Consider the following 13,294-nt stretch of genomic DNA (forward strand, 5'->3'; position numbering starts at 1 on the left):
CAGGCGGCGCCGGTCGAGCCCGCTCATGTGCCGCCCCGCGCGGCGAGCCAGGCCGCGATCGCTCGGCTCTCCTCCTCCGTGAAGCCCTTGGCGATGCGGTCCATCACCGTGGCCGGCCGGGTGCCTGCGCGGAAGGCGGCGAGCGCCCCGGCGATGGACTCGGCGGAGAGCCCGGTCAGGGTGGGCACCGCAGCGCCCGCGATGGGCCCGTGGCAGCCGGAGCAGGAAGAGGCGCCGGGCGGCGGCCGGTCCTCGGCGGCCCCGGCCGGGCCCGCCGCCGCGGCAAGGGCGAGGAGCAGCAGGATCCTCACGCCCGGCGGAGGTCGGTGTGCTTGAGCGGGATCTGGCGCACCCGCTTGCCGGTCGCCGCGAAGACCGCGTTGAGCACGGCCGGCGCCGCCACCGCGATGGTCGGCTCGCCGACGCCGCCGATGAAGCCGCCGGACGGCATCAGGATCGTCTCCACCGCCGGCATCTCGTCGAGGCGCATCACGGGATACGAATCGAAGTTCGTCTGCTCGATGCGCCCGTCCTTGACCGTGCACTCGCCGTAGAGCGCCGCCGATAGGCCGTAGACGAAGGAGCCGGCGATCTGGGCGTCGATCTGCTGCGGGTTCACGGCGATGCCCGGATCGGTGGCCGCCACGATGCGGTGGATCTTCACCGTGCCGTCCTCGGAGACCGAGACCTCGGCGGCGGCCGCCACGTAGCTGCCGAAGCCCATGATCTGGGCGAGCCCCCGGTGCACGCCGGCGGGCGGCTTCGTCTCCCAGCCGATGCGCTCGGCCACCGCGTCCAGCACCGCGAGGTGCTTCGGGTGCTTGGCCATCAGCTTGCGCCGGAAGGCGAGCGGGTCCTGCCCGGCCGCGTGCGCCACCTCGTCCATGAAGGATTCGAGGTAGATCGCGTTCGGGTTGGTGTTCACGCCGCGCCAGAAGCCCGGGATGACGTGCGGATTGCGCATGGCGTGGTCGATGAGGAGGTTCGGGATCGTGTAGCCGATCGCCGCCTCCGGCCCGCCCGGGTTCAGGCCCTGGAAGGTCACCGGGTCCTTGCCGTCCGGCGCCAGCCGGCCCGGCACGATCGCGGCGAGGATGGACTGGCCGGAGATACGCATCCTGAGCGCCGTCAGGTTGCCGTCCTTGTCGAGGCCGGCGCGCATCCGGCACTGCGTCACGGGGTGGTAGCGCCCGTGCGTCATGTCCTCCTCGCGGGTCCAGATCAGCTTGACCGGCGTGCCGGGCAGTTCACGCGCGATCAGCACCGCTTGGCGCACCCAGTCATGCGTGGCCCCGCGCCGCCCGAAACCGCCGCCGAGATGGATCTTGTAGACCTCGCAGGCCCGCGCCGAGAGTCCCGAGGCCTCCGCCGCCGCGGCGAGCGCCGCCTCGCCGTTCTGCGTCGGCGTCCAGACCTCGCAGCGCTCCGGCGTCCAGCGTGCCGTGGCGTTCATCGGCTCCAGGGTGGCGTGGTTCTGGAACGGGTAGCTGTAGGTCGCCTCGACGATCCTGGCGGCTCCCTTCAGCGCCGCCTCGACGTCGCCGGCCTTGTTCCCGACGAAGGCCTCCTCGGCGTCGAGGCCCTCGCGCAGGGTCGCGGCGATGGTCTCGCTCGAGACCGTCGCGTTCGGGCCCTCGTCCCAGACGATCGGCAGGGCCTCCACTGCGGTCTTGGCGCGCCAGAAGGTGTCGGCCACCACCGCCACGCCGCTGTCGCCGACCTGGACGACCTTGCGCACGCCCGGCATGCCGGAGACCGCGGCGGCGTCGAAGCTCTTCACGGTGCCGCCCTGTACCGGGCAATCGCGGATCGCCGCGTTGAGCATTCCCGGCAGCGTCAGGTCGATGCCGTAGACCTGCGAGCCGTCGAGCTTCTGCGCCGTGTCGAGGCGCAGGAGCGGCTTGCCCGCGATCGTCCAGTCCTTCGGGTCCTTGAGCGCCACCTCCTTCGGCGGCGCGAGCGCGGCGGCCGCCGGCGCGACCCTGCCGAAGCTGGTCGAGCGGCCGGAAGCGGGGTGGCTGATGACGCCGTTCTCGACCCGGCACTCGGCCGGCGGCACACCCCATTGGGCGGCCGCGGCCTGGACCAGCATCGTGCGGGCGGCCGCACCCCCCTGGCGCACGGCGGCGTAGGATTCGCGGATGCCGCGGCTGCCGCCGGTCGAGAAGTCGCCCCAGGCGCGGTTGCGGGCGAGGTTCTGGCCCGGCGTCGGGTACTCGGTGGTGACCCGCGACCAGTCGCAACCGAGCTCTTCCGCCACGAGCTGGGCGAGGCCGGTCAGCGTCCCCTGCCCCATCTCGGAGCGGGCGATGCGAATTACCACCGTCTCGTCGGGCCGCACCACCACCCAGGCGTTGATCTCCGGGGTCGCGGCGGGCGCGGCGGTGGCAGAGGGCAGGTGGAAGCCGAGGCTGAGGCTGCCGGCCGTGGCGGCCGAGCCGGCGAGGAAGACGCGGCGCGAGAGGGCTGCGGTCATGGCGTCCCCTCCCCTCAGCCGCGGCCGGCCTCGCCGCGCTCGGCGGCGAGGGTGATGCCGGCGAGCACCCGGTTGTAGGTGCCGCAGCGGCAGATATTGGTGACCTCCCGGCGGATCTCGGCCTCGCTGGGCTTCGGCGTCTGCCGCAGGAGGGCGGCGGCCGCCATGATCATGCCGGACTGGCAGAAACCGCATTGCGGCACGTCGAGCTCGGCCCAGGCCCTCTGCACGGGGTGCGAGCGATCCGGGCTCAGGCCCTCGATGGTCACGATCTTCTGACCTGCCTCGACCGCCGAGACCGGCAGCGAGCAGGCGCGCACCGCCTGCCCGTCGAGGTGGACGGTGCAGGCGCCGCATTGCGCGATGCCGCAGCCATACTTGGTTCCGGTCAGGCCGACCTGCTCGCGGATCACCCAGAGGAGGGGCGTATCGGGCTCCGCCTCGACCTCGTGGACCGACCCGTTCACGTTGAGACGAATCATGCCGCTGTTCCGTTCCGAGTGGCGATGGCCGAAGGACGCGCGTCGGGCCGAGAGAAGACCAGCGGTCGAAGTCCCCAGCAGAGGTCCGAACAGAGAGGCAGGGGGCGCCGTTGTCAACGCGGCATGCCGGCGCCTCCCGGACGGGGCCGGCCTATCCGCTGCCGTCTCATTGGCGAGGCCGCGTCGCCTCTGGTGCACGGCCGGTCCTGACTCCGGACATCAGTCGCATTGATTCGCTCCGGGCCGGAGTTTCTGTGGTGATGGCATGGACGGTTTCTGTGCCAGAACGGGATATATTTGAGGAAACGATTTTCTCATCAGCCCTGGCATGCGTAAAAAACCTTTCGTCGGCGGGTCAGAGCAGGCCCTCCTCCTGTGCTCGGCTGCGGCATCCGAGCACCGGTCAAGCTTTAGACCCGTGGCCGACCTGCCCACAGCTTCGAATCAGTGGCCGTGATGCTTGCGATCTACAGGTGCTCGATGCACCAACGCGGTCGGAGAGGCGAATCGGAAAAACAATCATCGCTTAAATGGTCTTGATAATAACGCGGCGCTCGTCAGGATTTGACAAGGCTTAACCATAGTTTATACGGGGTTCATCGAAGTTTATAGAAAGGAATTTGTACAAAAATACGAAATGATGCCTATGCGGGAGAGGCCTTAATGGCAATCTCGCGTTCGCGGTATGCGTCTGACCTATGGCTAATCTGGTCTAGACCGAAGTGGTAGATAGATGGGCGTAGCTTGTTTCGCCCTATGCCAGCCGCAATCCCACTCAAATCGACAGGCCGGAAGTCAATCGCCCCCGATGTCCGCATGCGTGGATTCGGGAGCTGGATACATGCGTCTTCCCGGAACGAGAGGAGCCTCGATGACTGTCTATTACGTGTCGACCACCGGAGCCGATACCCAGGCCGGTACCCTCGGCCAGCCCTTCGGCTCGCTGCAGCACGCCTACGACATCGCCCAGCCGGGCGACGAGATCCAGCTGCGCGGCGGAACCTACCATCTCACGAAGGGCATTCAGCTCACCCGCTCCGGCACCAGCTCGCAGCCGATCACGGTGACCAACTATGCCGGCGAGGTGCCCATCCTCGACGGCTCGGCCGTCACTACGACGGGGAACGGCGGCTACGTGCTCGACATCTCGGGCGCGGCCTACAACCACATCTCCGGTCTGCAGATCACGGGCGGCGCCGAGGGCGGCGTGATGATCCGCAACAACGCCCACGACAACGTCATCCAGGGGCTCGACGTGAGCCATAACGGCCGGCTCTCCGAGTGGGAGGGCAAGGGCTTTTCGCTGTTCGACACCAGCTACAACAACCTGCTGCTCAACAACGATTCCCACGACAACCGCGACCTGCGCGGCGACAATGCCGACGGGTTCCAGATCGCCACCACGGGCGCCGGCAACGTGCTGCGCGGCAACCGGGCCTACAACAACTCGGACGACGGCTTCGACCTGTTCAACGTCGTGAACGGGACCCAGAGCGCCTCCGTGACCCTCGACGGGAACTGGGCCTTCCACAACGGCTACGGCGACGGCAACCAGCGGACCGGCGACGGAAATGGGTTCAAGCTCGGCGGCCAGCGCCCCGGCACCGGCACCGGCTCCGGCGGCCACATCGTGACCAACAACGTCGCCTGGGACAACGCCGCCTCCGGCTTCGACGAGAATCAAGCCACGATCCCGCTGACCCTGCGCAACAACACGGCCTACGATAACGGGACCTACAATTTCGGCTTCTACTCGCTGCAGAACACCCTCGCGAACAACCTCTCGCTCGGCAGCGGCCAGGTCTCGTCCTCCGGGAGCAACAGCAACAACTCCTGGAACCTCTCCAGCCCGCCGGCGACGTCGGCCGTGCAGTCGCTCGACGCCGCCATCGCCGAGGGGCCGCGCGCGGCCGACGGGTCTCTGCCCGCCTCCGGCTTCCTGGTCCTGAACGGGTCGGCCGGCGCCTCCCTCGGGGCGGCGGCCGCCACCGGCGCGCCCGCGGTCTCGACGGCGGTCGATCCCACGCCCACGCCGACTCCGGTGACCGCGGGCACGACGGTCACGCCGACCACGACCCAGACCGATCCGGTCCCGGTGACCGTCGCGGATCCCCCCACGACGCCGGCCCTGACGCCCACGACGCCCGCCACGACGCCTGCCGCGGCGTCCGACACGGGGACGCCGACGGTGGGCCAGGGAGCCGCGGTCGACCCGGTCACGCTGGTGACCGGCGATCCGAACGGCTACACCGCCGGCTCGTCCGCCGCCGCTCTGCTGCGGGGCAGCCATGGCCGTGGTTACCGCAGCCACAGCGGCTGGCAAGCCGTCACCGATACGAACTCCCAGGGCGTGGGGATGACCAATCCGGTCGCGGCGACGCCGACCGATCCGCTGCAGCTCCTGACGGAGGGCGGCCAGGGCAGCTGCTGGAGCGTCTCGCACCACCGGTCCGCCTGATGCCGCGCCGCCCCCGGACCACGCGTTCGGGGGCGGCGTCGATGACCTCGCGGCCGGGGCGCGTCAGGCGTGCCCCGGCTGAAAGCGTGCATATCGCCGGGGATCGACCCCGGTGAGGACGGCGACGGCGTTGATGTCGAACTCGCCGACAAGGGGTGCGCTGCGCCGCAGGGCGTGCAGCGCCTCGGAGGCCGTCTCGCGCGGGGTGACGCCCCAGCCGATCCCCAGCACCACGCCGTCCGCCTTCGCGGCGACGAGGCGCGTCTGGATCGCGCCCAGGGCGGGCGGAGCGTTCACGATCACGTAGTCGTAGCGATCGCTCAGGGATTTGAAGGGGGCGCCCGAGCGGTTGAGGATGAGCGCAGCCCCTTGCACGCCCTCCGCGAGCCGGTCGAAGGGCTGATCGGGACCGCGCGTGGTGAGAGGCGCCGCCTCGCCCTCGCCCTCGCCCTCGCCCTCTCCCGCCGGCTTGCCCTCCGCCCGTCCTGCCCCGAGGCTCTCGGTCAGTTCCATCGCGAGGACGCGGTGGCCGGCACGGGTGAGGCTGCCGCCGAGGCCCGCCGCGAGCTGCTCCGCATTCGCCGCGTCGCGCGCGGCGGTGACCAGCACGACCCGCACCCCGTGGCCGCTGTCGCAGATCTGCGTGAGCACGCGCGCGACGGCGTCGTAGGCGCGCTCCCGAGCCGCGGGTTCCAGCCGTCGGGTACGGGGAATGTGACCGAGGCAGGGGATTCCGAGGATCTCCTCGACCTCGCGCTCGTTGCGCAGGCTGCGATCCATCCGTTCGCGCAGCAGGGCGAGAGCGATGCCGAGCACGGTGAACGCCACCGCGGCGGGCGGAAGCATCAGGAAGGGGCTCACCGAGCTCGGACGGGTGGGAACCGAGGCGAGGGCGAAGACCCGCGCCTCCGCCGCGAAGCGGCGCGAGGATTCCTTCGATTCGTCCTGCCGGCGCTGCAGCAGGTCGTCGAGACGCTTGCGCGCCGAGGCGATCCGCAGTTCGAGCGCCTGCTGGTCCAGGCGCTGCCGGAAGGCGAGGCTGCTCTTGGCCTGCAGGTCCCGGAGCCGCAGCTCGAGCCGCCCCGCGCGCAGGCCGAGGGCCCGAACCTCGTAGGCGTCCTCGAGACGGCGGCCCTGGTCCTCGGACGGTACCGCCGAACCGCCATCCGGCAGGGTGTCCGGGCGCGCATTGGGGCTCGTACGCGCGACGCGCAGCTCACGCTCGCGCAGCTCGTCCCGGGCGACCCCGAGCTGGCGCTGTACGTCGGCGATCAGGTCCGCATTCTCGTCCGGCGCACCGGCGCTGGTCGCGCTGAGCCCGGTCGCGGCCTGGAAGGCCTTCAGGGCATCCTCCGCCCGACTCAGCTCCGCGCGCGTGCTCGCGATCTGTGCGTCGAGCTCGGATTGCATGAACGCGGTCTCGCGCTGCTTGCGCTCGCTCAACTCCTCGACATGCAGGGTGACGAGCCGGTTGACGGTCGTCGCCGCCTCCTCCGGATCGCGGCTCCGCGCGCTGACCGCCAGGATGCTGGACAACCGCTCCTGCCGCACCAGCAGGGAGTCCCGCAGCGAGCCGATATCCGGGGCCGGGGGCTGCCCGGCTGGGACGGGCTCGTCCTCGGCCGGGCGCAGGGCCGCCTTGACCGCGGCCAGCGCCCCCGTGAGCACCGCGCGCAGCTGCCCGTCGAGGGAGGGCTGCTCGGGCTTCGCCGCGCGCGCGGCCTGCGCCGCCGCCCGCTCGGTCAGCACGGCGCGCAGGCGGCGGTCGGAAGTCAGGGTCGTGATATGCGTGTCGAGCACGGGCCCGATCAGCGCGGCGGCCATCTCGGCGGCCGTCGGCTCGACGATGAGCTGCGCCGTCGCGGTGAAGGACGGCGGCACCATGATCGCCGCGACGCCAGCGAGGATCGTCCCGCCGAGCGCGACCGCCGCCACGAACCCGATTCGCCGCCGCAGGATGTTGCGGATCGGCCGGCGGATGGCAGCGACGTGGGGCTCGGCCTCCCGCTCCGTCCCGGCACTGTCGGGGACGACCGCTGCGGCGAAGCGCAGGCGCCGGTCCCGCAGGAAAGGCTCGAGAGTCTTGTTCACGCCGCGCACCCCCTCGGGAGACGTCTGTCACGAGTCTCGACGGCATCCAGACCCGCTCGGCCGGGTCGGCCCTGGGAGGGCAAGCTAGGTTTAACAATTCATTAACGATTTGATCGCCGTCAATTTTAGGGCCCGGCGATGGGTTAGGGCTTCCAGTAAAGGTGAAGGTCGACCCTAAGTGGGGGCGGCGGTCGCACTTAATCTTCCGCAAAAGAATCAAGATTCTGATCAGATCGTGACGGATGTCGGAAATCCGTCCCGTGGTTTGTTTTTGATTTCAAATTAATTTGTGTCGTGTAAGAGGGAGGTCGCCGTGAAAGCCGTCATCCAAGCGGGTGGACGAGGCATGCGCCTCAGGCCCTATACCTCGATCTTACCCAAGCCTCTCATGCCAATCGGCGCGAGACCTGTTCTTGAGCTTCTGGTGAAGTGGTTGCGTCGCAACGGCGTCGTAGAACTCTATGTGACGACGGGCTATCTCGGCCACCTGATCCGCAGCTTCTGCGGCAATGGGCGGCAATGGGGCATCCAGATCATCTATACCGAGGAGGCGGATCCGCTCGGCACGATCGGCCCGCTGACGCTCCTCAAGAAGCACCTGACCTCGACCTTCTTCGTCCTGAACGGCGACATCCTCACCGACCTCAGCCTGATGGCCTTCCTGGCCCATCACCGCAGCCATGGCGGCCCGTTCACGATCGCCACCACGACGCGCTACAACAAGCTCGAATACGGCGTGATCGAGGACCGCGACTGCGTCGTCACCGGATTCCGGGAGAAGCCCACCCTCGCCAACAGCGTGAGCATGGGCGTCTACTGCATGCAGCCGGAGATCCTCAAGTTCATCCCCTGCGGCGTGCCCTTCGGCGTCGACGATCTCGTCCACTGCCTGATGGAGAAGCGCATCCCCGTGCACACCTTCAAGCACGGTGGGCTGTGGCTCGACATCGGCCGCGTGGACGATTTCCAGAAGGCCCAGGAGATCGACTGGGACGAGCAGGCCCCTGCCCTCCTGCAGGCGGTCGGCTGATGGTCGCCCCGAGCCCCCTCCCCCTGCCCCGGGACGCCGGATCCGTCCCGGACCGCCCGCTCCTCGTCTCGGAGCCCGCCCTCGGGCCGGAGGAGGCGGCCGCCCTCGCCGCGGTGGTGGAGAGCGGCTGGATCACGATGGGTCCCCGGGTGCGCGAGTTCGAGCGCAGCTTCGCCGCGATGCACCAGGCGGAGGACGCCGTCGCGGTCAATTCCTGCACCGCGGCCCTCCATCTCATCCTGCAGGCCCTCGGCCTCGGCCCCGGGGACGAGGTGCTCGTGCCCGCCCTCACCTTCGTGGCGAGCGCCAACAGCGTCCTCTATGTCGGGGCGAAGCCGGTCTTCGTGGATATTGCCGGCCCCGACCTGCCGCTGATGTCCCTGGAGGATGCGGCCGCCAAGTGCACGCCGCGCACCAAGGCGGTGATCCTCGTGCATTTCGCGGGCTACCTGCCCGACCGCGCGGCCTGGCGCGCCTTCGCCGACGCGCGCGGCCTGCGCCTCGTCGAGGATGCCGCCCACGCGGCCGGGCTGCCCGGCGCCGGCGCCCTCGGCGACGCCGCGGCCTTCAGCTTCTACGGCAACAAGAACATGACCACCGCCGAGGGCGGCATGGTGCTGGCCGCCGATGCCGGCCTGCGCGAGGCCATCCGCCAGGCGCGCGGCCACGGCATGACCAGCGGCGCGCACCAGCGCCTCGCCACCCGGGCGGCCGCCTACGACGTGACCGCGCTCGGCTGGAACTACCGCCTCGACGAGCTCAGGGCCGCGATCGGCCTCGTGCAGCTCGTCCATCTTCCCGCCTGGAACGAGGCCCGGCGTGCCCTCGCCGCCCTCTACCGCTCCGGCCTGCGGCGCGCCTGCCCGGACGTGACCGTGCCCTTCGAGGCCGGCCAGCCCTCCGTGCACCACATCATGCCGGTGCTGCTGCCGCCCGGAACCGACCGGCAGCGGGTCGTGGACGCCCTCTGGGCCCGGGACATCCAGACCACGATCCACTACCCGCCCGTGCATCTGCTGTCCTACTACCGGACGCTCCTCCCGGGGATCCGGCTGCCCGCGACCGAGGACTTCGCCGCCCGCGAGCTCACCCTGCCCCTGCATCCGGGCCTGAAGGCCGCCGACGTGGAGCGGGTGATCGCGGCCCTCGCCGAGATCCTGGCCCAGCAGGCGTCCCAGCCCGGGCTGGCCCGCGCCGCCGCGGGCGCCGGTCCGGCGCGGACGGGCACGCCGGAACGCGCGGCCCGCCTCGAGCCCGCGGAGGAGCAGCGATGACCGGATCCGCGACGGGCCCCGGTCCCGCGACGAGCCCGGAGACGGTCGGCGGCCGGTCCCGCGACGAGAGCCTGCGCCGCGCCTTCGATCTCGCCGTGGCGGCCGGCGCCCTCGTGCTCACCGCGCCGCTCATGCTCACGATCGCGCTCGCGGTCCGGCTGGAGACGCCGGGGCCCGTCCTGTTCGGGCAGACCCGGCTCGGCCGCGGCGGACATCCCTTCACGATGTACAAGTTCCGCAAGTTCCGCGCCGATGCCGGCACGCAGGGCTGCCCGCTGACCATGCGCGACGACGCGCGGATGACCGGGGTCGGGCGCGCCCTGATGCGCTCGAAGCTCGACGAGCTGCCCCAGCTCTGGAACGTCCTGCGCGGCGAGATGGCGGTGATCGGCCCGCGGCCGGAGAGCCTCGCCTTCGCCGATTGTTTCCGCGACGGCTTCGAGCGGCTCCTGGAGCATCGGCCCGGGCTGCTCGGCCCGGCCCAGATCCAGTTCCGCGACGAGGCCGCGCTCTACGCGACCGGCAGCGCCGACGCCCCGCGCTTCTACCGCAGCGTGCTCTTCCCGGCCAAGGCGCGGATCGACCTCGCCTATCTCCGGCACCGCACCCTGGGCAGCGACGCCCGCCTCCTCCTGCAAGGGGTCGCGGCCGTGTTCGGCCTGCACCGGGCCCCGGTTCTCCTGCCCGCCAACGACGTGGCCGGCCCCGCCGAGCCCGCCGCGGCACCGGCGCTCACGCAAGGGCTCGCACAGGGAATCACGCAAGGGATCGCACCAGGGCTCGCACAGGCACCGGCTCAGGGACCGGCGGCGGGCAAGGCCGCTCCCATGGGGGCGTCGGTGAAGACCGCCATGCCGTCGGGGGGCGCGCTGGCCTGACGGAGTACGGCACCGGACACGTCCGGCCGATCGTAAGGGGAGAGAGTAGATGGGCTACGAGAAGGCCAGGGTCCTCGTCACCGGAGCGGACGGCTTCATCGGCTCGCACCTGACGGAAGCGCTGGTGCGGGCGGGAGCCTCGGTCACGGCGCTCGCGCTCTACAACTCGTTCGACAGCCACGGATGGCTCGACGACCTGCCGGCTCCCGTGCGCGGCGCCCTCAACCTCGTGCGCGGCGACGTGCGCGACCCCGGCTTCGTCGGACGGATCGTCCCGGGGCACGACGTGGTCTTCCACCTCGCCGCGCTCATCGCGATCCCGCATTCCTACGCGGCGCCGCAGGCCTGCGTCGAGACCAACGTGCTCGGCACCCTCAACGTCCTCGAGGCGGTTCGGCAGTGCGGCACGGGCCGCCTCGTCCACACCTCGACGAGCGAGGTCTACGGCACGGCCCAGACCATGCCGATCAGCGAGCGGCACCCGCTGCAGGGGCAATCCCCCTACTCCGCCTCGAAGATCGGCGCCGACATGCTGGCCCAGTCCTTCGCCTGCTCCTTCGACGTGCCGGTGGCGATCCTGCGTCCGTTCAACACCTTCGGGCCGCGCCAGAGCGAGCGGGCCATCGTGCCGAACCTGATCCGGCAGGCCCTCGACCCCGACTGCCCGGCCATCCGCGTCGGAGACCTGAGCCCGGTGCGCGACCTCACCTTCGTCGAGGACACCGTGGCCGCCTTCCTGGCGATCGGTGTCGGTTCCGAGATCCGCTTCGGCCAGCCCTACAATGCCGGCAGCGGACGCCAGACCCGGATCGCCGAGCTCGTCCGGCTCGTGCTCGACCTCACCGGCGGCGACAAGGAGACGATCCAGGACCCGGCCCGGATGCGGCCTGCCAATTCCGAGGTGCGCGCGCTGCTCGCCGACAGCACGGCCCTCGAGGCCGCCACCGGCTGGCAGCCGCAGACCTCCCTGCGCGAAGGCCTGGAGCGGACCGTCGACTGGTGGCGCGGCCGCCTCGCGGCGGGCCTCGTGCGCCGGCAGAAGGACTACATGACGTGAGCCGGTCCCCTGCGCCTGGCCGCGCCGGGGCGCGGCCGCGCCTCCCCCGCGCGCCCCGTTCCCTCTGCCTCGCGCTGGCGCTGGCCTGCGTCGCGAGCCTCGCCGCGAGCCGGCCGGCCCGCGCCGAGTATCGCCTCGCGGCGGGCGACATCCTCGAACTCGCCCTCGCCGGGATGCCCGAATGGCGCCAGCGGGCGACGATCCAGATCGACGGCACCATCACGATTCCCGGGATCGGGACCGTGACGGCCGCCGGCGGGACCGCGCACGACGTCCAGAGCGCGGTGGAGACGATCCTGACCAACAAGTACCTGCGCCAGCGCGGGATGGACGGGCGCGAGCGGCAGATCCTGGTCCAGCCGGCCGATATCGCCGTCACGGTGGCGGAGTACCGTCCCGTCGTGGTCGGCGGCGACGTCCAGACCCCGGGCCAGTACCCGTTCCGCCCCCTGATGACCGTGCGCCACGCGCTGGCCGCCTCGGGCGGCGCGAGCCTCGTGCGCGGCCGCGCCGGGACGTCCGGCGTCGACGCGGTGGAGTTCGATCGCGAGCGCCGCTCGGTCCTGATCGATTACGCCCGCGAGGTCGCCCGCCTGTGGCGACTGAATGCCGAGCTGCAGGGTTCGGAGGAGATCCGCGACCGCTCGCTCGGCGCCGTGCCGGTGCCGCAGGCCGCCCTCAGCGAGTTCGTGCGGATCGAGACCCGCTCCCTCAAGATCGCGCTGGCCAATCTCGCGCGGGAGCGGGTCTATCTGACCAGCGCCGTCCGCCAGGCCGAGGAGCAGATCGCCTCGCTGATGAAGCAGGAGCAGGAGGAGCGGCGCGGCGTCGATGCGGATAACGAGGAGCTCGAGCGGGTGACCCGGCTCCTCGGCTCGGGCAGCGTTGTCAACCAGCGCGTCACCGACAGCCGCCGGGCCGTGCTGCTCTCCTCGACGCGCCGGCTTCAGACCTCGACCCGGTTGGCCGAGGTCCGGCAGCAGCGCGAGGAATTCGCGTGGCGCCTGTCCAAGCTCGACAGCCAGCACGAGCTCGACTGCCTGCGCGACCTGCGCGAGACGCGCGGCAAGCTCGCCGACCTCTCGGCCCGGCTCGACGGCGCCGGCCAGAAGCTCGCCCTGCTCGGCCGCCTGCAGGGCAAGGGCCTGCCGGGCATAGGCGCCACCGCCGATCTCACGATCGTCCGGCGCTCGGGCACCGGATGGAGCCGCATCCCGGCGACCGAGGAGACCGAGCTTCAGCCCGGCGACGCGCTGGAGGTCGAGCTGAAACAGGATCTGGAGGCCGTCGTGGCGACGCGCTGAGCCCGCGCCCTGGACGGGCGGGCGGCGGAAGGCGGGTGGACGAGGACGGCCGGCGAATCGCGGCGGGCGGCGCTCGATGAGCGCCCGTGGGAGGTGAGGCAGGACCATGCGGATCGCGATGATCGGGTCGGGCTATGTGGGTCTCGTGTCTGGGGCCTGCCTTGCCGATTTCGGGCACGGGGTGGTGTGCATCGACACGGATCCGGCCAAGATCGAGGCGCTGCGGGCGGGTCGGATGCCGATC

The 13,294-nt window shown here is 71.0% G+C and carries 10 protein-coding genes and 1 pseudogene; 7 read left to right on the forward strand and 4 right to left on the reverse strand.

The features are described from left to right. Nucleotides 1-23: 23 nt before the first annotated feature. The 3 genes from MET9862_RS25810 to MET9862_RS25820 are packed head-to-tail and all read right to left on the reverse strand — an operon-like array spanning nt 24 to nt 2,958. Nucleotides 24-311 carry a c-type cytochrome gene (locus tag MET9862_RS25810; protein WP_142585827.1) on the reverse strand — a complete coding sequence of 96 codons (288 nt, stop codon included), beginning with the start codon at nt 309-311 and terminating at the stop codon, nt 24-26. Next, on the reverse strand, nt 308-2,476 hold the full coding sequence (locus MET9862_RS25815) for a xanthine dehydrogenase family protein molybdopterin-binding subunit (protein WP_142585828.1): 2,169 nt from the start codon (nt 2,474-2,476) through the stop codon (nt 308-310). The genes MET9862_RS25810 and MET9862_RS25815 overlap by 4 nt, the downstream gene beginning before the upstream one ends. Nucleotides 2,477-2,490: 14 nt before the next feature. Further along, nucleotides 2,491-2,958, reverse strand: a complete 468-nt coding sequence (locus tag MET9862_RS25820; RefSeq protein WP_142585829.1) for a (2Fe-2S)-binding protein — start codon at nt 2,956-2,958, stop codon at nt 2,491-2,493. 871 nt (nt 2,959-3,829) lie between these two features. On the opposite strand from MET9862_RS25820, the gene MET9862_RS25825 reads away from it, so the two are divergent. Continuing rightward, nucleotides 3,830-5,416 (forward strand): right-handed parallel beta-helix repeat-containing protein, encoded by a 1,587-nt coding sequence (locus tag MET9862_RS25825; protein WP_185157008.1) that lies wholly within the window; start codon nt 3,830-3,832, stop codon nt 5,414-5,416. 63 nt (nt 5,417-5,479) lie between these two features. On the opposite strand, the gene MET9862_RS25830 is transcribed toward MET9862_RS25825, so the two are convergent. Then, nucleotides 5,480-7,507, reverse strand: a complete 2,028-nt coding sequence (locus tag MET9862_RS25830; RefSeq protein WP_185157009.1) for a GumC family protein — start codon at nt 7,505-7,507, stop codon at nt 5,480-5,482. Nucleotides 7,508-7,820: 313 nt separating this feature from the next. Between MET9862_RS25830 and MET9862_RS25835 the strand changes: the two genes are divergently transcribed. The 6 genes and pseudogenes from MET9862_RS25835 to MET9862_RS25860 all read left to right on the forward strand — a co-directional run. Next, nucleotides 7,821-8,537 carry a nucleotidyltransferase family protein gene (locus tag MET9862_RS25835; RefSeq protein WP_142585832.1) on the forward strand — a complete coding sequence of 239 codons (717 nt, stop codon included), beginning with the start codon at nt 7,821-7,823 and terminating at the stop codon, nt 8,535-8,537. Beyond that, nucleotides 8,537-9,811 carry a DegT/DnrJ/EryC1/StrS family aminotransferase gene (locus tag MET9862_RS25840; RefSeq protein ID WP_142585833.1) on the forward strand — a complete coding sequence of 425 codons (1,275 nt, stop codon included), beginning with the start codon at nt 8,537-8,539 and terminating at the stop codon, nt 9,809-9,811. The genes MET9862_RS25835 and MET9862_RS25840 overlap by 1 nt, the downstream gene beginning before the upstream one ends. Continuing rightward, the gene (locus tag MET9862_RS25845; protein WP_142585834.1) at nt 9,808-10,689 is read left to right on the forward strand and encodes a sugar transferase; all 882 of its coding nucleotides are present in this window, start codon (nt 9,808-9,810) and stop codon (nt 10,687-10,689) included. The genes MET9862_RS25840 and MET9862_RS25845 overlap by 4 nt, the downstream gene beginning before the upstream one ends. 49 nt (nt 10,690-10,738) lie before the next feature. Beyond that, complete coding sequence (locus MET9862_RS25850) at nt 10,739-11,746, forward strand: SDR family NAD(P)-dependent oxidoreductase (protein WP_142585835.1); 1,008 nt, start codon at nt 10,739-10,741, stop codon at nt 11,744-11,746. Beyond that, nucleotides 11,743-13,050: a polysaccharide biosynthesis/export family protein gene (locus MET9862_RS25855; protein ID WP_185157010.1), complete on the forward strand. Its 1,308-nt coding sequence runs from the start codon at nt 11,743-11,745 to the stop codon at nt 13,048-13,050. The genes MET9862_RS25850 and MET9862_RS25855 overlap by 4 nt, the downstream gene beginning before the upstream one ends. A 106-nt stretch (nt 13,051-13,156) precedes the next feature. Continuing rightward, nucleotides 13,157-13,294: pseudogene (locus tag MET9862_RS25860) on the forward strand (UDP-glucose 6-dehydrogenase); the annotation flags it as partial.

Origin of the sequence: Methylobacterium symbioticum (assembly GCF_902141845.1) — a bacterium.
Taxonomy (GTDB): domain Bacteria; phylum Pseudomonadota; class Alphaproteobacteria; order Rhizobiales; family Beijerinckiaceae; genus Methylobacterium; species Methylobacterium symbioticum.